At 70.4% G+C, this 19,363-nt stretch carries 20 protein-coding genes and 1 pseudogene; 14 read left to right on the top strand and 7 right to left on the bottom strand.

The window, feature by feature from the left end:
• The first annotated feature begins 91 nt into the window (after nucleotides 1–91).
• The 4 genes from RV986_RS28200 (at nucleotide 92) to ygfZ (ending at nucleotide 3,570) form a co-directional block, all read left to right on the top strand.
• Complete coding sequence (locus tag RV986_RS28200; protein ID WP_475920060.1) at nucleotides 92–415, top strand: response regulator transcription factor; 324 nt, start codon at nucleotides 92–94, stop codon at nucleotides 413–415.
• A 10-nt stretch (nucleotides 416–425) separates the two neighbouring features.
• Nucleotides 426–863 (top strand): Fur family transcriptional regulator, encoded by a 438-nt coding sequence (locus tag RV986_RS28205; protein ID WP_475920061.1) that lies wholly within the window; start codon nucleotides 426–428, stop codon nucleotides 861–863.
• Nucleotides 864–1,025: 162 nt separating this feature from the next.
• Entirely contained in the window at nucleotides 1,026–2,216 is a 1,191-nt protein-coding gene (locus tag RV986_RS28210) for a zinc ribbon domain-containing protein (RefSeq protein ID WP_475920062.1), read from the top strand.
• 388 nt (nucleotides 2,217–2,604) lie between these two features.
• Nucleotides 2,605–3,570: a CAF17-like 4Fe-4S cluster assembly/insertion protein YgfZ gene (gene ygfZ, locus RV986_RS28215; RefSeq protein WP_475920063.1), complete on the top strand. Its 966-nt coding sequence runs from the start codon at nucleotides 2,605–2,607 to the stop codon at nucleotides 3,568–3,570.
• Between the two features lie 123 nt (nucleotides 3,571–3,693).
• Here the strand turns inward: ygfZ and dtd are convergent, their stop codons facing one another.
• Nucleotides 3,694–4,131, bottom strand: a complete 438-nt coding sequence (gene dtd / locus RV986_RS28220) for a D-aminoacyl-tRNA deacylase (RefSeq protein ID WP_475924460.1) — start codon at nucleotides 4,129–4,131, stop codon at nucleotides 3,694–3,696.
• A 195-nt stretch (nucleotides 4,132–4,326) separates the two neighbouring features.
• Here dtd and RV986_RS28225 point away from each other — a divergent pair, with 195 nt between their 5' ends.
• The 3 genes from RV986_RS28225 (at nucleotide 4,327) to RV986_RS28235 (ending at nucleotide 7,757) form a co-directional block, all read left to right on the top strand.
• Complete coding sequence (locus RV986_RS28225) at nucleotides 4,327–5,073, top strand: RsiG family protein (RefSeq protein WP_475920064.1); 747 nt, start codon at nucleotides 4,327–4,329, stop codon at nucleotides 5,071–5,073.
• Between the two features lie 265 nt (nucleotides 5,074–5,338).
• The gene (locus RV986_RS28230) at nucleotides 5,339–6,322 is read left to right on the top strand and encodes an asparaginase (RefSeq protein ID WP_475920065.1); all 984 of its coding nucleotides are present in this window, start codon (nucleotides 5,339–5,341) and stop codon (nucleotides 6,320–6,322) included.
• 139 nt (nucleotides 6,323–6,461) lie between these two features.
• Complete coding sequence (locus RV986_RS28235) at nucleotides 6,462–7,757, top strand: GNAT family N-acetyltransferase (RefSeq protein WP_475920066.1); 1,296 nt, start codon at nucleotides 6,462–6,464, stop codon at nucleotides 7,755–7,757.
• A gap of 176 nt (nucleotides 7,758–7,933) precedes the next feature.
• On the opposite strand, the gene RV986_RS28240 is transcribed toward RV986_RS28235, so the two are convergent.
• Nucleotides 7,934–8,119, bottom strand: a complete 186-nt coding sequence (locus RV986_RS28240) for a hypothetical protein (RefSeq protein WP_475920067.1) — start codon at nucleotides 8,117–8,119, stop codon at nucleotides 7,934–7,936.
• Between the two features lie 206 nt (nucleotides 8,120–8,325).
• Here RV986_RS28240 and RV986_RS28245 point away from each other — a divergent pair, with 206 nt between their 5' ends.
• Nucleotides 8,326–9,234, top strand: a complete 909-nt coding sequence (locus RV986_RS28245) for a winged helix-turn-helix domain-containing protein (protein ID WP_475920068.1) — start codon at nucleotides 8,326–8,328, stop codon at nucleotides 9,232–9,234.
• Between the two features lie 36 nt (nucleotides 9,235–9,270).
• Here the strand turns inward: RV986_RS28245 and RV986_RS28250 are convergent, their stop codons facing one another.
• The gene (locus RV986_RS28250) at nucleotides 9,271–9,459 is read right to left on the bottom strand and encodes a hypothetical protein (RefSeq protein ID WP_475920069.1); all 189 of its coding nucleotides are present in this window, start codon (nucleotides 9,457–9,459) and stop codon (nucleotides 9,271–9,273) included.
• A 216-nt stretch (nucleotides 9,460–9,675) separates the two neighbouring features.
• Here RV986_RS28250 and RV986_RS28255 point away from each other — a divergent pair, with 216 nt between their 5' ends.
• The 3 genes from RV986_RS28255 to RV986_RS28265 all read left to right on the top strand — a co-directional run bounded on the left by RV986_RS28255 (nucleotide 9,676) and on the right by RV986_RS28265 (nucleotide 13,864).
• Nucleotides 9,676–10,551 (top strand): GntR family transcriptional regulator, encoded by an 876-nt coding sequence (locus RV986_RS28255; protein ID WP_475920070.1) that lies wholly within the window; start codon nucleotides 9,676–9,678, stop codon nucleotides 10,549–10,551.
• A complete protein-coding gene (locus tag RV986_RS28260) occupies nucleotides 10,551–11,294 on the top strand; it encodes an HAD family hydrolase (protein ID WP_475920071.1) in 744 nt (247 codons plus the stop codon). The genes RV986_RS28255 and RV986_RS28260 overlap by 1 nt, the downstream gene beginning before the upstream one ends.
• 332 nt (nucleotides 11,295–11,626) lie before the next feature.
• A complete protein-coding gene (locus tag RV986_RS28265; protein ID WP_475924461.1) occupies nucleotides 11,627–13,864 on the top strand; it encodes a phosphotransferase family protein in 2,238 nt (745 codons plus the stop codon).
• A 209-nt stretch (nucleotides 13,865–14,073) separates the two neighbouring features.
• On the opposite strand, the gene RV986_RS28270 is transcribed toward RV986_RS28265, so the two are convergent.
• Nucleotides 14,074–14,709 (bottom strand): zinc-binding dehydrogenase, encoded by a 636-nt coding sequence (locus RV986_RS28270; protein WP_475920072.1) that lies wholly within the window; start codon nucleotides 14,707–14,709, stop codon nucleotides 14,074–14,076.
• Nucleotides 14,710–14,738: 29 nt separating this feature from the next.
• Here RV986_RS28270 and RV986_RS28275 point away from each other — a divergent pair.
• Nucleotides 14,739–15,677, top strand: a pseudogene (locus tag RV986_RS28275) (helicase domain-containing protein); the annotation flags it as partial.
• A 73-nt stretch (nucleotides 15,678–15,750) separates the two neighbouring features.
• Here the strand turns inward: RV986_RS28275 and RV986_RS28280 are convergent.
• On the bottom strand, nucleotides 15,751–16,122 hold the full coding sequence (locus RV986_RS28280) for a hemerythrin domain-containing protein (protein ID WP_475920073.1): 372 nt from the start codon (nucleotides 16,120–16,122) through the stop codon (nucleotides 15,751–15,753).
• Between the two features lie 84 nt (nucleotides 16,123–16,206).
• Between RV986_RS28280 and RV986_RS28285 the strand changes: the two genes are divergently transcribed.
• Nucleotides 16,207–16,785: a carboxymuconolactone decarboxylase family protein gene (locus tag RV986_RS28285; protein WP_475920074.1), complete on the top strand. Its 579-nt coding sequence runs from the start codon at nucleotides 16,207–16,209 to the stop codon at nucleotides 16,783–16,785.
• A complete protein-coding gene (locus RV986_RS28290) occupies nucleotides 16,782–17,648 on the top strand; it encodes an RNA polymerase sigma-70 factor (RefSeq protein ID WP_475920075.1) in 867 nt (288 codons plus the stop codon). Before RV986_RS28285 ends, RV986_RS28290 begins: the two co-directional genes overlap by 4 nt.
• 51 nt (nucleotides 17,649–17,699) lie before the next feature.
• On the opposite strand, the gene RV986_RS28295 is transcribed toward RV986_RS28290, so the two are convergent.
• Both RV986_RS28295 and RV986_RS28300 read right to left on the bottom strand, forming a co-directional pair.
• Entirely contained in the window at nucleotides 17,700–18,581 is an 882-nt protein-coding gene (locus RV986_RS28295) for a GNAT family N-acetyltransferase (RefSeq protein WP_475920076.1), read from the bottom strand.
• 114 nt (nucleotides 18,582–18,695) lie between these two features.
• Entirely contained in the window at nucleotides 18,696–19,349 is a 654-nt protein-coding gene (locus RV986_RS28300) for a class I SAM-dependent methyltransferase (protein WP_475920077.1), read from the bottom strand.
• Between the last annotated feature and the right edge of the window lie 14 nt (nucleotides 19,350–19,363).

Below are 19,363 nucleotides of genomic sequence, written 5' to 3' on the forward strand. Positions count from 1 at the left end.
GACGGCTCAAGAGGGCCCCTTCGGGATCTCTTAAGCAGGGCACAGGGAAAAGCTCACGCTTCTCTGAGTCGGGGCCGGTAACTCTGCGGGTGTGACCGGCCCCACATCCGTTCCTGGCACCGCCAAGGTGCTCGTCGTCCTGGCCGAGCCCGACGTCTGCGAGCTGCTCTCGGCGACCTTCCGCCTGGCCGGCTTCGACGTCACCGCCGTCGGCACCGGCGTCGCCGCCCTGAACACCGCGTACGCCGAACCCCCCGACCTCGTCGTCCTCGGCGTGCGGCTGCCCGATCTCGACGGCGCCCAGGTGGCACGCATCCTGCGCGAGGGAGGCCGGGAGGTCCCCGTCGTCCATCTCCCCAGGCCCTTCAGCCTGGAGAACGTCGTGACGCGCGTAAGAGAGATCCTGGCGGCCTAGACTGGACCGCGTGGTAGGCACCGACTGGAAGAGCGATCTGCGGCAGCGCGGTTACCGGCTGACTCCGCAGCGGCAGCTTGTGCTCGAAGCGGTGGACACGCTGGAGCACGCGACCCCGGACGACATCCTGGTCGAAGTGCGGAAAACGGCCTCCGGGGTGAACATCTCGACGGTCTACCGGACTCTGGAGCTCCTTGAGGAACTCGGCCTGGTCAGCCACGCCCACCTCGGGCACGGGGCGCCGACGTACCACCTCGCCGACCGGCACCATCACATCCACCTGGTCTGCCGTGACTGCACGAACGTCATCGAGGCCGATGTCGAGGTGGCCGCCGAGTTCCGGGCCAAGCTGCGCGACACGTTCGGCTTCGAGACGGACATGAAGCACTTCGCGATCTTCGGCCGCTGCCGTGACTGCGCACTCAAGAGTTCAACTACCAAGTCGTAGGCTCGGCTGTTTCCTTGGGTATCCATGGTGATTCGTGACCCCTGGCTTACGCCCTGCGTCCGGAGCTGGTGTCGTGTGCGAGTGCGGTGCTCGAATGTGTGACCTTTTCGCCGGGGTGTCGTTGATCGGATGACAGCATCATGCGCGGGGGAGGGGGCGGTGGTGAGCCGGAAGTTGTCGCTCGGCGATGGGGAGGCTGCCCGTACCGCCTGTGCCCGGGGCCTGCTGCGTACGGGCGTGGAGGAGAAGTCGGGCGAGGTCCTTTCTGCTGGTGTGTCGGTGGAGCGGGTGGGGTGGGCTGCCGATCTGGTGTCCGGCATGGTCGCCGCCCTGCTGACCGACCACTGGAACACCGTCGACGTGGGTGTGCTGGCCAGTGGTGAGGATGCCGGGGGCCGCAAGCTTCCGTCGAATGCCTGGATGGCCCTGCGCCGCCTGGGCTGGACCGTCGGCCCGGGCGGGGATATCCGTGTCAACGACCGGATCGTGCGGATGGCCCAGGAGACCGCCGGGCGCACGCTGCGCTCGGCGAAGTGGCGCGTCGACCTCACCGCCGCCGTCACCGCGACCTGGCCCGCCGACCCCACGAGGCGCACCGCGCAGGAGTGGGATGCGGTGCGTGAGGCGGTGCCCGGCGGGTGGTCTGTGCCGTCCAGCGTCATCAAGGGCCGGACCCGGCAGATCGCCGCCTTCGCCAACAAGTACGGCCGGATGCCGGTCGACGTCTTCGAGGTCGAGGCCGCGCCCCGCACCGCGCGGATGCTGCTGCTGTCCGCGTGCGACGGGCAGCAGGCCACCCTTGAACGGGCCGACGATCCGGGCCGGGCGTTGCTGCGCGTGCAACTGCCCACCCGTCCCGATCCGAGGTCCCACGGAGACTGGACGTGGGTGGCCTGCCCGATTGCGCTGCCGCCGATGATCCCCGCGAGCGCGGTGCTGCACCTGCCCACCCTGCGCATCCACCAGGGCAGGGTGCGGGCTGATCTCGCCTACACCCACGCCGTTCCGAAGACGCGGCGGAGCGGGCATACGGTCGCGTTGGGGGTGGACTGGGGCCTGAACACCCTGCTGTCCGCAGGGCCTGCCCGGCTCCACGGAGACGGAACCATCACGGCCCTCGCAACCGGTGGCATGTTCCGCGCGGCCGGGGTCCTCGCGAAACAGCACCGGCTGCGCCGCCTGTCCGAGCACCTGCACGCCAAGGCCGACCACTACCACCGGCTCATCAACGGGGCAGAACAACACGCCCTGACCGGCAAGCATGCGGTCCTGGCCGAGGCGATCCGGCACGTCTGCGCGCGCCCAAGACCGTCGTGGACCGTCCCGGCGGGGCCATGGCGATCCGCACGGTGATTGACAGACTCGAAGCGGGCGCGGTCATCACGCCTGCGCCGAGGCCCGGCCGAGACCGGTCGAAGACTGGACCTACCCGGCACCGCACCACACGTCCGACGCCCAGGCGACGCCGGACACCCTCCCCCACCAGACCTCCAGGTCCGGTGGGTAAGCGTCCGGAGGGACACGCTCACATGGACCGGACCCGGCTGCCCCGCGCAGCCCCCCGGCACCAGGACGTGACGACGATCAGCACACCCGCCGCCGGTCGGCACCGGCCACGAGGAGCAGCACGGGGCGCAGGCTTCCACCTGCACGCCCACGTCAGCCTTCCACGGTGGGTAGAACCCATGCCAGACATCACATCTGACTTGGTTTCGCTCAGCTAATCAGAGACGCTAGGCATATGAAGAGCCCTTTGCTGTCCCTGCCCGGCGCCGTCCCCGCCGAGGGCGTGGACGAACAGGTCGCCGCGCACTACGGCGAACTGTTCCGTGAGCAGCGTGCCCTCGCCGACGGCACCGGTTTCGTGGACCTCTCGCACCGCGGAGTCGTCACCGTCACCGGCGATGACCGGCTGAGCTGGCTGCACCTGCTGCTCACCCAGCACGTCACGGACCTCCCGGTCGGCCGTGCCACCGAGGCGCTGATCCTCTCCGCGCACGGCCACATCGAACACGCGCTGTACCTCGTCGACGACGGCACCACGACCTGGGCCCATGTGGAGCCCGGCACCCAGGACGCGCTGCTCGCGTACCTGGAGTCCATGAAGTTCTTCTATCGCGTCGAAACCGCCGACCGCACGGGCGACTTCGCCGTCGTGCACCTCCCGGCGGGTTCGATCGCCGAGGTCCCGGAGGGCGTGGTCGTACGCGAGACGCCGTACGGGCGCGATCTCTTCCTGCCGCGTACGGAGCTGGAGTCGTACGCGCAGAAGGCCGGTCCGCCGGCCGGGCTGCTCGCCTACGAGGCGCTGCGCGTCGAGCACCACCGTCCGCGGCTCGGTTTCGAGACCGACCACCGCACCATCCCGCACGAGCTGGGCTGGATCGGCAGCGCGGTGCATCTGCAGAAGGGCTGCTACCGCGGCCAGGAGACCGTCGCCCGTGTGCAGAACCTGGGCAAGCCCCCGCGGCGGCTGGTCTTTCTGCACCTGGACGGCAGCGAGGTCCATCTGCCGCCGCACGGCGCCGAGCTGCGGCTCGCGGACGACGGGCCCGACGGCCGGAAGATCGGCTTCGTCACCACCGCCGTACGCCACCACGAGCTCGGCCCGATCGCGCTCGGCCTGGTGAAGCGGAACGTGCCGCTGGACGCGCGGCTGGTCGCGGACGAGACGGCGGCGGCGCAGGAAGTCGTCGTCGAGCCGTAGCCGCTCCGGCCGGCGGGGCGCCTGGCCGGCGGGTCGCCTGTGGAGGGGGCGCCTGTGGGGCGGGCGCCTGTGGGTCGGGCGTCTGGGCGTGGAGTCTCTTTGGGTGGAGCCTCTGTGCGTGGGTCACATCTCCACAAGCACGGTGAACGGGCCGTCGTTCGTCAGTGAGACACGCATCTGCGCGCCGAACCGGCCCGTCGCCACCGTCGCGCCCAGCGCGCGGAGCTGGGCGACGACCTCGTCGACGAGGGGTTCGGCGACATCGCCGGGGGCGGCCGCGTTCCAGGTGGGGCGGCGGCCCTTGCGGGCGTCTCCGTACAGGGTGAACTGGCTGATGACGAGCAGCGGCGCGTCGATGTCCGAGCAGGACCTCTCGTCGGACAGCATGCGGATCGACCAGAGTTTGCGGGCCAGTTGGGCCGCCTTCTCCTTGGTGTCCTCATGTGTGACGCCGACCAGGACGCACAGCCCCTCGCCGTCGATCGCCCCGACCGTCTCCGGACCGTGTTCCCCGGCCACGACGACGCTCGCGCCGTCCACCCTCTGCACCACCGCACGCATGGGGACCATCATGCCGTGCCGGGAGCCGGCCTCTTCAAGCAGCCCTTTGGAGGGTTTCTTTTTGATCATTAACCCCCCCATCTGGGGCCGATCGTGGGCACTCGGTCACATAGCGGCCACTTGGGGTGGCACGATGCCTGTGTTGCGGTGCAACCGTGGGGTGGACCGCGCCGGTCGAGGGGACGGTAGAGGCACATGAGCACACCGAGTATCGGGCAGCCGCCCGGGGTTGTGTCATTGACCCGTACGAGTCCGCGGACGGGAGGCGGTCGAACGACAGTTCATCGCCCTCCTGTGCAGCGCACCGAGAGCCCGCTGCCGCCCGACCCGCCCGCGCACGACCTGACCCTGCTGCGGCTGCCCGAACTGCGGACCCTGCGGCGCGACGCGCAGCGGGACGAGGCCGACCTCAGCTATGTGCGGCGGCTGCTGCAGGGGCGTATCGACATCCTGCGGGCGGAGCTGGCGCGCCGCGGCGGACTGCGGTCACCTTCTTCGGCTCCCGGAGCGGTCCAGGGATCAGGAGTGGTCTCGGGTCTGGGTTCGAGTCCCGGGCTGGCCGACGGTTCGGCGTCGGGGCGGGCGACGGGTCGGGCGCCGGGCGCCGGGTACGGCATGCCGTCGGTCGTGGACCGGCTTGCGGAGATCCTGACGGACGCGCCCGCCCGGCACCGTTCGTCGGCCCGCCATGTGACGGTGGGCACGCCGCACGGCGAGGAGTACCGGCGGCTGGCCGCGGACATGCTCGCCGAGGTGGAGCTGTCCGACCTGGAAGCCCGTACGGACGAGGAACTGCGCGCGGGGATGGGGCGGCTGGTGCGCTACGAGCAGCAGGTATCCCGGAGGCGTCAGCTGCTGCAGCGCACGGCCGACGATTGCAGTGCCGAGATCGCCCGCAGGTACCGTGAAGGCGAAGCACAAGTAGACGACCTGCTCATGTGACGCGGTGGCCCCCGGCGATCCCGGAGGCGCGTGCGGTGGTCGCGGCGGCGCCGGCGGCCCGGGACATCCGGGACCGGGCCCCCGACCCCGTACGGTTCCGCGGCCGCGGCGGCCGCTCCGGGAACGGCCCGGGTACGCGGTCACGGGGCTCGGCCGGACCATGCCATCCGGGAACCTCCGCCGGGGACCTCCCCCGGGGGGCTTCCCCTGTGGCGTCGCGGTCCGATCACCCGGGCGGGTCCCCCGTACCGGAAGGCCACCGCCGATGTCCGCCGCCCCCGCCGCTCCCGCCGTCTCCTCCTCCCTCTCCATACCTCCTGTTCTCGCCGAGGTCGTCCGTTCGGGATTCGTCGAGGGGCGCCATCGGGGCAGCCTGGTGCTGCTGGCCGCGGACGGGTCGGTCGAACTGGCCCTGGGGGAGGTGACCGTGCCGGTCTTTCCGCGCTCGTCGAACAAGCCGATGCAGGCGGCGGGGGTGCTGCGGGCGGGCCTCGACCTGGCCGGTGAGCGGCTGGCCCTCGCCGCCGCCAGCCACTCCGGGGAGACCTTCCACCGCGATCTCGTCCAGAAGATGCTGGCCGAGCACGGGCTGAACGCCGCGCAGCTGCAGTGCCCGCCGGATCTGCCGCTGGACCCGGCCGAGGCCGAGCGGTACCTCGCCGCGGGTGCGGTGCGGGACCGGGTCACCATGAACTGCTCCGGCAAGCACACGGCGATGCTCGCGGTGTGCGCGCTGCGGGGCTGGCCGCTGGACTCCTACCTCGACCCCGGGCACCCGCTCCAGCGGCTCATCCACACCGTGGTCGAGGAGGCGGCGGGGGAGCCGGTGGCCGCGGTCGGTACGGACGGCTGCGGGGCGCCGCTGATGGCGATCACCCTCACGGGGCTCGCCCGTGCCTTCCGCTCCTTCGTCCTCGCGGCTCCCGGCACCGCCGAACGCCGCGTCGCCGATGCCATGCGGGCCCACCCCGAGTACGTCGCCGGCACCCGCCGGCCCGACACCTGGCTGATGCGCGAGGTCCCGGGCGCCCTCTCCAAGATGGGCGCGGAGGCCGTCCAGGCGGTCGCCCTCCCCGACGGCCGGGCCCTCGCCTTCAAGATCGACGACGGCGCCGGCCGGGCGCTGGGCCCCGTACTGGCCCGCGCCCTGTCCCTCCTGGGCGTGGAGGCCCCGGTGATCGCAAGGATCGGCCGGTCCCCGCTGACGGGTGGGGGGCGTGAGGTGGGCGAGATCAGGGCGACATTCTGAACGAAACCAGCGCCCACGCGCGGGATCCGGGGCGCAGCCCCGGCCTCGGGCGGAGCCCCCAGGCAGGGAGGGGACGGGCAGGGGCGGCGGGGGCGAAAACCACGCGACACTCCCGGCCGCGTACATCTACCGTGCCTTCATGAGCCGCCGCGAAGACATCGACGTACGGACGATCACGGAAACCGAGATCCCGAGCTGGATCCGTGCGCTGAACACGGGCTTCCTGCGACCCCCGACCGCAACGGAGCGGGAGATCGCCGACCGGGGCTCGTACATCGTGCCGGAGCGCACCCTGGGTGCCTTCGACGACGGCCTCCCCCACTCTCGACTTCGCTCGAGCGGGGGGACCCCCATCGTCGCCACCTTCAGATCGTTCCCGCAACAGCTCACCGCCGTCGGTGGCACCTCCGTCCCCGCCGACGCGATCACCAATGTCTCCGTCACCGCCACCCACCGCCGTCGCGGACTTCTCACCCGCATGATGGCCACCGACCTCACGGCCGCGAGGGAACGCGGAGACGTGGTCGCCACGCTCATCGCCGCCGAGTACCCGATCTACGGGCGGTACGGGTTCGGGCCGGCCACCACCGCCGCCGAGTGGATCATCGACGTGCCCAGGGCGGGCCTCGACCCCCGCTGGTCGGGACCGGCCGACGGCGCCCGTATCGACCTCGTCGACGGCGAGGACGTACGGAAGATCGGTCCCGAGCTGCACGAGCGCCTCAGGCGCGTCCAGCCCGGCGCGGTCAGCCGCAACGACGAGCGCTGGTGGCAGATCCACACCGGTGTGCTCAAGCTGGACCGAGCGCCGTGGACGGAACCCTTCTTCGCCGTGTACCGCTCCGCGGCCGGCGAGGTCGAGGGCCTGGTCTCGTACGAGTCGGACGACAACTGGGGCGACGTCAAGCAACCGCTGAACACGGCGGACGTGAACTGGCTGATCGCGGTGACCCCGGCCGCCGAGCGCGCCCTGTGGCAGTACCTCTGCTCGATCGACTGGATCGCCAAGGTCAAGACGGGCTGGCGCGCCCCCGACGACCTGCTGCCGCACTTCCTCCCCGACCCGCGCGCGGCCCGCATCACCACGCAGGGCGACTGGCTGTGGGTGCGGATCCTGGATGTCGTACGGGCTCTGGAGGCGCGTACGTACGCGGGGTCGGGGACCCTGGTGCTGGACGTCACCGACCGGGACGGACTGTCCGCCGGGCGCTATCTGCTGGACGCCGGGGCGGCCGGGGCGACCTGCGCGCCGACCGCGCGGAGCGCCGATCTCACCCTGGACGTGGCCGAGTTGGCGCCGCTGTGGCTGGGCGACGAGTCGGCGGTGCGGCTCGCCGCGCTGGGGCGGGTGCGGGAAGAACGAGAGGGCGCCGCCTTCGTAGCCGACGCCCTGCTCCGCACGTCCAGGCGACCGTGGTGCCCGGACATCTTCTGATCCCGAGTCGTACTCCAGTAACTCCTTCTCCAGTAACTCCTTTTCGTCGAGGTGCGGTGGGTGATTCCTGTCCGTAGCCCTGCAGTTGTTGTGCGGTGGTGCGAGACCGACCGAGCTCCCGGCTCCCCTCCGGAGGGGAGCCCGGTCAGCCGGACTGGCGGACGGTGGCCGTCCGGTCAGCCGGACTGGGCGAGCAGCATCACGAGGACGACGGCCCCGATGCCGCTGATGGTGGTGTTCTTGGCCTTGAGGCCGATGGACAGCATGACGAAGGCGATGATCCCGAGCGGCCCGTACTTCCACTGGATGAGCTGTTCGAATCCGATGGCGAGGCCGGCGACGACGAGGGCGATGAGCGGCATGACGGTCCCTCCTTGGGGACGGGCCTCAGGAACGGGCCTCTTCAGTGACGACTCCGACGACTCTGGCGACTCTGGCGGCCAACCTCCAGGAAGTGTGACCATGTTGCTCAAGTTGGCAACCAACTCACTCATACTTATCTCCGGCTTGGGTCGACTCATAACCACCTATCCGGTAACTGCCCAAAGATGGCGCGAAGTTGTAGTGTTTGGTCGTGGAACCGGAACACGCCGCCGCCAATGGGCGGAACAGGTCACCACGGCCACAGAGGTCACACCGTGAGGTGGCCGACGAGCTGCGCAGCCGGATCAGGTCCGGCCAGCTGCGGCCGGGACAGCGCATGCCCACGCAGGCCAAGCTGGCCGACGAGTTCGGCGTCGAGCGCGGGGCGGTCCGCCAGGCGTTGCGCATCCTGCAGTCGGAGCAGCTGCTCGTGAACGTGTCCAAAGGGAGTCCGGCGACCGTCGCCGACACCCTGGAACGGGTCCTGACCGGCCCGGAAGCCCCGCCGCAGCCCACCACCGTGGCGCTCGGCGGGCGGATAACGGCCGCCTTCGAGGCCCCTCATGTGGAGATCGACGCGCTGTGCCTGACGTCGATTTCGCTCACCCTTGCCATGGGCGAGCCCCTCCGGCAAATTCACGCGGGCCGAATAAAACCAGCCAGAGTCGACGTCCGTGTGCTGCTCCCCAGCAGCGACATCGATCTCGCCTTCCCGGCATCGGTGGACGCGTCGGCCTCCGGCCGGCTGCAGCGCAACTGGCTGGCCAACCGCAACGCCCAGGGCCAGGTGCTGCGTCACAACCTGCTCGCCCTGCGCGCCACGCACGGCATCGACGTCAACGTCTCCTTCCGCGCGCTGCCCTTCACCCCGCCGGTGAAGCTGTACCTGCTCAACGGGGTCGAGGCGCTCTTCGCCTACTACACCCTGACCAGGCGCGAGGAGGAGGTGGACCACGAGTACCTGGAGATGTACGACGTCCAGGGCACCCAGTCCATGCTGTTCCCCTTCGCACAGGGGACCGGGTTACGGGACACCACCTTCGTGGAGCAGTCCCATCTGTGGTTCAACGCGCTGTGGGAGACCATCAGCTCGGAGCTGCTGCTCAGGAACTGACCGTCTCCCGCCGGCCTGTCGCAGGGCGCCGGCCTGTCACAGGGCGGGGCCCGCGGCCATCAGGGCGAGGACGACCGCGCCGATGGAGCTGCAGGTGGGGCTCTTCGCCTTGATGCCGATGGTGAGGAGCAGCAGACCGACGACGCCTGTCGTGCCGTACTGCCACTGGACGTACTGGTCGAAGCCGACGACGAAGAGGGCGGAGAGAAGGGCGATGGCGGGCATGAGCGGTTCTCCTGCTTCTACTGTGGCGTGGTGGTTCCTCTGGGGTGCTCGCGGATGGGCCCGGGTGAGTTGGCGGGCGGCACTCGGGTGGGGGAGGCAAAACTTCCGCCAACTTGGCCAAGTTGGTTGCCAACTCTGATTAAGTTGTCCCCACTTGGCCACTAGTCATAAACAACTTTCAAACAACTCCCCGTAGATGGATCAGAGTTGTAGCGTTTGGTCGTGACCCAGGAGAGCGTTGCAGTGAACGGCAGCAGAAGGTCGCCCCAGGAGATCGCCGATGTGCTGCGCGATCGGATCCGCGCCGGAGACCTCAAGGCGGGCGACCGCCTGCCGACTCAGGCCGAGTTGGCAGAGGAGTTCGGCGTCGAGCGAGGCACCGTCCGGCAGGCCCTGCGCGCCCTCCAGGACGACGGCCTCCTCAGCAATGTGAGCAAGGGCAGCCCGCCGCGGATCGCGGGGCCGACCCCGACCCGGGGCGAGCCCCAGACGACGATGGTCGGGCTGGCCCCCCGGCTGGCGGAGGCGTTCTCCGCGCCGCACGTCCGGGTCGACGCCGCCTGTCTGACCGCGGAGACGCTGATGCTGGCGCTCGGCGAACCGGTCCGGCTGATCCACGAGGGCCGTATCCGTCCGGAGTCGATCGACGTCCGCATCCTGCTTCCGTCCCGGGACATCAACCTGGCCTTCCCGGTGCCCGTCGACGGCCGCAGCGACGACGACTCCGTCCACGAACGCTGGCTGGCCCAGCGCAACGCCCAGGTCCACGTCCTCCAGCACAACCTGCGCGCCCTGCGTTCCTCGCACGGCATCGAGGTACGCGTGGCGTTCCGGGCACTGCCCTTCACCCCGCCCATGAAGCTGTACCTGCTCAACGGCGTCGAGGCCTTAATGGCCTACTACATGGTCACCCGGCGCGAGGAGGAGGTGGCCAGTGTGACGCTGGACATGTACGACGCCCTCGGCTCGGACTCCCTCCTCTTCTCCTTCGAGAAGCGGGCTGGTCAGCGGGACGCCGCGTTTGTGGAGCAGTCGCAGAAGTGGTTCGACGCCCTCTGGGAAACCATCACCACGGACCTGACACTCTCCTAGTGACTTCTGATACGGCGCAGACTGAACTGGTGGCAGCGGAGACCGAGAACTTGCGAGGAGTGATCGAACGCGCTCGTTTCGTGGTCTTCGACTTCGACGGGCCGATCTGCCGGTTGTTCGCGGGGCACTCCGCGGAGGACGTGGCGAAGGACCTGGTGGAGTGGCTGGAGCGGCAGGGTCTGCGCGGGCTGCTGACCGAGGAGGAGCAGGTCCACCCGGACCCGATGGTCGTCCTCTACGCCGTCCACCGGCGCCATCCGCACAGCGATCTGGTGACCGAGCTGGAGGAACGTCTCACCCAGCAGGAACTCAAGGCGGTGGCGTCCGCCTGGCCCACCGCGTACGCGGATCCGCTGATACGGACCTGGAGCGCCGTCGGCGCGCGGCTGGCCATCGCGACCAACAACTCGGCGCGCACCGCGTCCGGTTACCTCGCAGGCCGTGGTCTTGTCGGCTGCTTCGCCCCCAACATCTACGGCCGTGGCCAGGACCTGCACCAGCTCAAGCCCGACCCGCACTGCCTCAACCGGGCCCTGAGTGCCATGGGTGCGGCCCCCGCCACCGCCCTGATGATCGGTGACGCCCCCTCGGACTACGAGGCGGCCCGACAGGCCGGCGTCCCGTTCCTCGGCTATGCCCGCAACGGCTACAAGGAGAAGCTGCTGCGGGAGGCGGGGGCCGAGAACGTGGTGGGCTCCTTGGAGCCCGTCCTGCGGGAACTTCGGGGACAGGCGCGGGCCTGAAACCTCATCAGAACGGCGGGGCCGGCTGCACGTCAACGACGAGGGGGACCGGGACTCCTCCGGGTCTGTGTTCACGGAGAGCATGGGGGCGCTGGGTTCGACCCCTGCCGGAGCCTGCTCGCGGGGACGTCCTGAGGCGACGGGGAGTCGAGCGGTCCTCCAGCGCCACGAAGCTCTCGCGAGGTACAACTCTTGCTCAAGTACACGCTGATTTCCCAGAGGACTCAGCTGTGCTCACGGGTGGGCACTAGGGTGTGCTCACCCCAGTCGCGGTGCATGAACATCGGCGACAACGCACAGTTATTCAGGAGTGACCCGTGGGCGTTCCGCCGATGCCCGGTCCGCCCGGTCCGCCCGGCCCGCCCGGTCCGCCGGCCCCGGAGAAGGCGGCGGACACGGCGTACCGCGACTTCGTGCGCTACGCCAGGACGCTCGGATCGTTCGGCCGCGGCCACCACAACGTGAACTACATGGTGAGGCCGCTCACGGCGGACGACTCCCGACTGGTGGCGTGCGACGACGGGGCGCCGGTGAGGGTACGGGAACGGATTCCCTCGGCGCTGCCCGTGGTCATCAGGACCTGGCAGGACGAGGCGAAGATCCTCAATGCGATCCGGGGTGCGCTGCCGCACGTTCCGCGCTGCCTGGTCGAGCGCGGTGATGTGACCATCCTCAGCCATGTGGAGGGCGTACCGCTGTCGCGTATCTGCCCCAACGGCAGTCCGGTGGAGTCCAGCCTGATCGTCGCGCTCGCGGATCTCCTCGCGGACATGACACGGGTGCGCCGGCAGCACCTGCCCGCGCTACCGGCCTCCTGGCCGCGCTCCAACCGGGACAGCAGGGCCTTTCTGCGGGCGCTGGCGTCGGCCGCGGACGAGCAGATCCGGCAGCGCAACTGGGCCGACTTCGGCGGGCTGTTCGCGATGCTGGGCATCCCCGAGGACGCCCTGGTGCGGTTCGCGGCGCGGGTGCCGGCGCTCGCCGGCCGCCCCTTCAGCCTGCTCCACACCGACCTGCACCGGGACAACGTGATCGTCTCCTACGACGGCGATCCGCCCCTGATCTGCGTCGACTGGGAGCTGGCGAGCTACGGCGATCCCCTGCACGACCTCGCCACGCACCTGGTGCGGATGCAGTACCCCAGGTACCAGTGGTCCCACGTGATCGAGGTCTGGCACGAGGTCATGGGCCGTCGACGTCCCAAGGCCGTGCAAGGGCTTGAGCGCGATCTGAAGCACTACGTGGACTTCGAGAAGGCCCAATCGGTCTACCCGGACGTGATCCGGGCCGCCATGTCGCTGGGCGACTCCGTCGATCAGCAACGGTTGGACACCGCGACACAGGCCGTGCATCGGGCCCTGCGGGCGGCCGAGGAACCGTTGCGGCTCATGAGCGTGCCGGACGAGGCCGCGATCGAGCGCATTCTCTTCCGGTGGAACGAGTCCCACGGGGGCCGGCGCAACGAGCCCAGGTCCCCCTCGCGGATCGTCTGGGAAAGCGACCGTCGAGTCCCTCCGCATCCCCGGTTTCCCGCGGCGGCCGTGAGCCGGGCGCTGTGCGAGGAGGGCGCCGCCTCCGCCGACCGGGTGTTCAAGGGAACGGCCCATCTCAATACGGCGGTGAGGGTGCCGGGTGTCCCCTTCCCCGTCATGGTCCGGAGGAAGGTCGGGGCGGCGAACACGCGGGAGCGCCGACTCCTCAACGAGCACGCCGTCCTGGGTGCCATCGAGCGGGCAAACGTTTCCGTACGCGCCCCGAGGGTGCTGGCCCTGGGTACCAGCGGCCTGAAGGAACAGTTCGCCGTCCATTCCTACGAAGGGCCGGCGGACGGCTTCCGGCCACCGGACCACCCCACCTACGGGCTCCGCCCGCACGAGGCGGACGATCTCGTGGATCAGCTCGGAGCGCTGACCTCCGTCGACTGTGAAGCGCTGGACGAGGCGAACGGGTTGGATTTCTACCGGGGACTTCGCAACGAACTGGTCCGTATGGTGAACGAACTCCCCAAGGCGACCAGGGACCTGACGGTGGAACTGGGGCTGCCCAACGGCTACCGTCTCGGCGAGATCCTCGACCGCCACAGCCTGGTCCCCCGCAGGCCCGTGTTGCTGCACGGCGATCTCAACCCTTGGAACCTCGTCCGTCGGGAGAGCGGCGGTCTGGTCCTCATCGACTGGGAGATGGCGATCGTCGGCGATCCGCTGTACGACCTGGTCCGCCACATGCACCTCACTCCCACCCGTCCCGAGATCCGCGACCGTCTGTTCTCCCGCTGGGCTCGTCTGCTGCCGGAGGAGTGCACCAAGGGCTGGCGCGAGGACTGGCGCGTGTACCGATGGATAGAAGTCGTTCGCTCGGCCTATGTGGACCTCGACCGTCTCGTGACCGGTGACAGTCTCGACGCCCCCAACGTCCGCCGGGCCGTGGACACCTACGCCATGACCCTGGCCGAGGCCATGGCGGCGCTGGGACTGCCCGGCAAAACGACGGCGAACCCCTATCTCGCCCGTGCGCTGCCGCACGGTGACTACGGAGGCCGAAGGACAGCCGGGGTCCCCGCGGATTTCTGACCTGCCGCCGACGCGTGCCCAGGTGCCCAGGTGCCCAGGTGCCCAGGTGCCCTGGTGCCCAGGTGCCCAGGTGTCAGGAGTACGACCGGACACTGTCCGGGATCGCGGAGCGCCTCACCACCGGGGGTGGGGCGCGTGGCGGCGGAGTGCGAGTACCGCAAGGAGACATCGCGTGGCGCCCGGCCGAGCGACCACGTCTTGAGCCCCTCTCACACCTCCAACACCACCTTCCCCACCAACCCCCGTCCCTCGATCGCCGCATGCGCGTCCCCGGCCCGTTCCAGCGGAAACACCTCACCGATCACCGGCCGCAGCCGTCCCGCCGCGGCCTCGGCGAAGGCCTCGGATGTGAAGCGGTGCAGGTCGGCGGGGCCGAACTGCACGTCACCGATGCCGAAGAGCTTGATCCCCCGGCGGTCGGCCTCCGCCGTGTCGACGGGGGAGAAACCACCCGACGCCGCCCCGTGCGCCGAGAAACGGCCGCCGTCCACCGCCAACGACAGAGCGGCGGCCCCCAGCTCGCCGCCCACCCCGTCCAGGACGACCTCCGCCCCCTCGACCGCCCCGCCGAGCGCCCGGCGGGCGGCGGACACCCAGTCGTCCCGGCGGGCGTCCACCACCTCGTCCGCCCCCAACTTCCGCACCAGAGCGCGCTTGGCGTCTCCCCGGGCGACTCCGACCACCCGCGCCCCGCGCTCGTGGGCCAGTTGGACGAGCACGGTACCCATGCCGCCGGAGGCGCCCAGGACCAGAACGCGGTCGGTGGGGCCCACGGCGGTCAGTTCGAGCAGGCCGGCGGCGGTGAGGCCGTCGTGGACCAGGGCCGCCGCGGTGCGCAGGTCCACGGCGTCGGGTACGACCGTCAGGGCCGACGCCGGTCACGAACGCCTGGGTGCAGAAGATCTCGCGGGCACGGCCGGTCGGCGCGTATGTCGACGCGGTGTGGCCCAGGGTGCGCCCGGAGGAACTGCTCACCCGGCTCCTCACCGACGCCGACGCGCTGGCGGCCGCGGCCGGGGGGATCCTGGACGGCGACGAGCAGAAGGCGATCCTGTGGGCGAAGCCGCCGCGCTCGTACAAGTCGGCGCGGTGGTCGGCCGCCGATCTCGTCCTCCTCGACGAGATCTCCGGGCTGATCGAACACCCGGACGGGTACGGCCATGTGGTCGTCGACGAGGCGCAGGACCTGTCGCCGATGGAATGCCGGGCGATCGCGCGCCGGGCGGTCTTCGGATCGCTGACGGTGCTCGGGGACCTCGCGCAGGGCACGACACCGTGGGCGGCCCGGGAGTGGAGCGAACTGCTCGGGCACCTGGGGAAGCCGGACGCGGCGGTGGTGCCGCTGACGACCGGCTTCCGGGTGCCGGCGGCCGTCGTCGCACTCGCCAACCGGCTGCTGGCACAGCTCGACGTGCGCGTACCCCCGGCCCGGTCACTGCGCCGGGACGGGGAGCTGACGGTCCGCGCGGTTCCCGACGCCCGGGACGTCCTGCCCGCCACCGTCGACGCGGTGCGCGGCGCGCTCGCGCACGAGGGGTCCATCGGCGTCATCGCGGCCGACCCGGATGTCGTACGGGTGCGGGAGGCGCTCGGCGCCGCGGGGATCGAGGCCGCCGGGCCGGACGCACCGGGCGCGCGCGTCACGGTGCTGCCCGCCACCCTCGCCAAAGGGCTTGAGTACGACCATGTGGTGGCCGTCGAACCGGCGGCCGTCGTGGCGGCGGAGGCGCGGGGGCTGCACCGGCTGTACGTGGTGCTGACCCGGGCGGTGTCACGGCTGGACGTGGTGCACGCGCGTCCGCTGCCCTGGTGACCCGACGACTACCGGGGCAGCGGCGCCTGCGTCGGCCGCCAGGGGGGTGGGCAGTGGTTCGGCGGGCGGTGGTTCAGCGCGCGGTGGCCGCGTCCAGGATCGGGATCAACCGCTCTTCCTCGTACGTCAGATGGGCTTCCAGCTCCTCCGTGAGCCGCACCACCTCCGGGAGCACGCGGGCCGGGTCCGGGTGCCGCTCGCCGACGACCCGGCGCAACTCCTCGGTCAGTGCCGCGATCCGTTCGTGCTCGTCGCGCAGCCTGTCCAGGACCGGGGCGAGTTCGGGGTGGCGGTCGGCCAGAGCCGCGAGAAACGCGTCGACGATCGACGACCCGGCGGGCCCGAAGGCGTACGGCCTCGGTGAACCGGTCCACGGCCACCTCCAGGCCCGCGGCAGGCGACAACCTGCCCTGCCCTGTCCTTCGTCGGCGGGCCGACGATCCATGCGCGGTGGCGATGTCACATTCGCGGGCGGGGCGGTGTCTTCATGCCGAACAGGCAGACAGACAAGACATCCAAGGAGGACACCATGGTGCTACGCGTTCCGAAGGCGGAGATCCCCACCGAGCTCGGCGAAGGCATGATCAAGCAGTTCGGGGTCGTACCCGAGCCCGTCGAGGTGACGTGGCACAACCCCAAGGTCGCCGAGTTCTCCCTGGAGCTCGGGGGCAAGGTGGGCGCGTGGGATGCGGCCGACGAGAGCCTCAAGTCGTTCGCGCACATGGCCGTCGCGGCACAGGTCGGCTGTGGCTTCTGCCTCGACGTCGGCTACTTCCAGGCGCAGAACAAGAAGTTGGACCTGGCCAAGGCGAGCCAGGTGCCGCGCTGGCGGGAGTCGGAGGTGTTCACGCCGCTGGAGCGGGACGTGATGGAGTACGCCGAGGCCATGACGAACACGCCGCCGACCGTCACCGACGAGCTGTCCGCGCGGCTGCTCGACCGGCTGGGCCCGGCGGCGCTGGTCGAGCTCACGGCGTTCGTCTCCTTCGCCAACTTCGTGACCAGGAGCAACACGGCGCTCGGGGTCGAGTCGCAGGGCTTCTCCGCGGCGTGCGAGATTCCGCTGGCCGCGCGTTCTGAGAAGTCCCCGGTAGCGTCGACGGCATGACCCAGGACCCGTTCGTCGCCCATCGCAGCCTGCTGTTCACGGTCGCCTACGAGATGCTCGGGTCGGCGGCCGACGCGGAGGACGTACTGCAGGAATCCTGGCTGCGGTGGGCCGACGTCGACCACGCACAGGTGCGCGACCCTCGGTCGTACCTCGTCCGGATCGTCACACGGCAGGCGCTCAACCGGCTGCGGACGTTGTCGCGCAGCCGCGAGGAATACGTCGGCGAGTGGCTCCCCGAACCGCTGCTGACCAGCCCGGATGTCGCCGAGGACGTCGAACTCGCGGAGAGCGTCTCGATCGCGATGCTGACCGTCCTCGAAACGCTCGGGCCGACGGAGCGGGCGGTGTTCGTGCTGCGTGAGGTCTTCGCGATGCCGTACGGCGAGATCGCCGAGGCGACGGGCAAGTCCGCGGCCGCGGTGCGGCAGATCGGGCGACGGGCACGCGAGCATGTGGCGGCTCGGCGGCCGCGGGTGCCGGTGAGCCCGTCGGAGCAGCGGGCCGTGGTGGAGCGGTTCCTGCTCGCGTTGCGAACCGGGCAGTTGCAGGAGCTGATGGAGGTCATGGCGCCGGACGTGGTCCTGATCGCCGATGGCGGCGGGATCGTGACCGCCGCTCGGGCTCCGATCCACGGTGCCGAAGTGGTGGGGAAGCTGCTCGCGCGCGCGAACCGGGTGGTGACCGCGTTCGAGACGACGACCGTATGGCTCAACGGCGCGCCTGCGGGCCGGGTGGAGATCGACGGCGAGCCGGCCGCGGTGAGCCTCGTGGTGGAGGGCGGCCGGGTCACCCGGATCTACGTGGTGCGAAACCCGCAGAAGCTGACGCGGCTCGACGAACAGGCCGAACTCGCCAGGTAGGCCCGTCGGGCTTTGGCAGTTCTGCTGCCCGCGCCGCAAGTCCGTTGGTTCTCAACCGGCTTCCGGTGCGGCCCATGAGAAGTCGTATGCCGCCCAGTTGGCGAGCGGGCGGTAGCCGAGGCGCTGGTAGAGGGCGTTGCTGGTGGGGTTCGCCAAGTCCGCGAACAGGACGACGTCCTTCGCGCCCGCGGCCAGTGCGGCCCGGCTCACCTCCGCCGTCACGGCGCCCGCGTAGCCGCGACCGCGTAGGTGGGCCGGGGTGTAGACGATGTCCACCTGGACCTGGCCGCCGATCATCGGGTTCATGCCCGCGATGGAGACGGGGGTGCCGTCCGGGGTCTCCCAGAGCGTGTAGCGCTTGTCCGCGAAGCGCGTGTCGGCCCAGGAGTCGGCGTCCATGGAGACGTCTTCTCCGACGGCCTTGGCGAACTCGCCGCACCAGAACATGACTTGGTCGAGGTCCTGCTCGCCCAGGAGGCGGCCCCGGCCGGCCGGGTGCGGCTCCGGTGGGGTGAGCGTGCCGAGGCGGTACAGACAGAGCCGCGTGTCGCGGAGTTTCGGCGTCGCGCCGGTGTGCCGCTGCCAGGCCTCGGCGAAAGCGGTGGCGGTGCCGTGGTCCGCGCCGACGGAGGGAAGGGAGTGCCCGAGGGCGGCCAGACGGGCGGCGAGGCTGTCGGCCTGCTCGGGCGTGAGCGGGGTGAGGCCCAGACCGCGGGGCGGGAGACGGTAGAAGGCGGCGCGGACCTCGCCCGCTTGCTCCAGCAGGCCGAAGACGGGGGTTTCGAAGCCGAACGCGTCCGCCCCACGTGCTCGCAGTCTCGCGGTCCATGTGAGCGGCATGACGTGCAGGCCGGGCCGCGAGCGCAGGAAGTCTCCGGCCCGGGCGAGAAAGTCGTCGACGTCTTCGGTGAGGTGCCAGTCATCCGGTCGCATGCTTCATGATTTCCCATGCCGCAGGTGCGCCCCGTACTTTCCCGCCAGGGCGAGGCAGCAGGGCTTTCTCACGGTTGTTCGGGCTTCCGTACGGTTGTTCGGGCTTCCTTACGGTTAATCGGGCTTCCGCGCCAGGAAGGTGGCGATCGCCCTCTTCGCTCCTTCGCCGCGCTCCTGCGACAGGCGTGCGGTGACGACGAGTCCGGCTTGGCCCAGCTGCGCGACGATCCGATCCGCCGGGAGCAGGTGGGACTCGAAGGACACCGGATGGCCGCCGTACGCCTGCGTCGGACGTAGATGCACGTCGTCTCCCACGTGGCCGGCCATCATCAGATGGCCGCCGGGTGCGAGCGTGCGATGGAATTCGGCGAACACGCGGGGCAACGACTCCGGCGGTGTGTGGTGGGTGGAGTAGTAGGCCAGGATGCCGCCGAGATCGTTGTCCTGAATCGGCAGCGAGGTCATCGAGCCCACCGCGAAGCTCAGACTCGGATAGGCCTGTCGGGCCAGCTCGATCATCTTCGGGGACAGATCAACGCCGAACGCGGGCACCCCCAGGTCTGCCAGATGTGCCGTGACCTTGCCGGGCCCGCATCCAAGGTCTGCGACCGGCCCGCGACCGGCCACCCGCACGTCCTCGGCGAAAGCGATCAGCATCGCGCGTGACAACGGGTCCAGCTCCGCGGGGGACTTGACGAGTTCCGCATAGTCGGCGGCGACGGTGTCGTACGACTCCTGGATCGCGGCAAGGTAGGAGAGCTCAGTCACGTGGGCGACGGTAG

The organism is Streptomyces sp. RLA012, assembly GCF_056270325.1.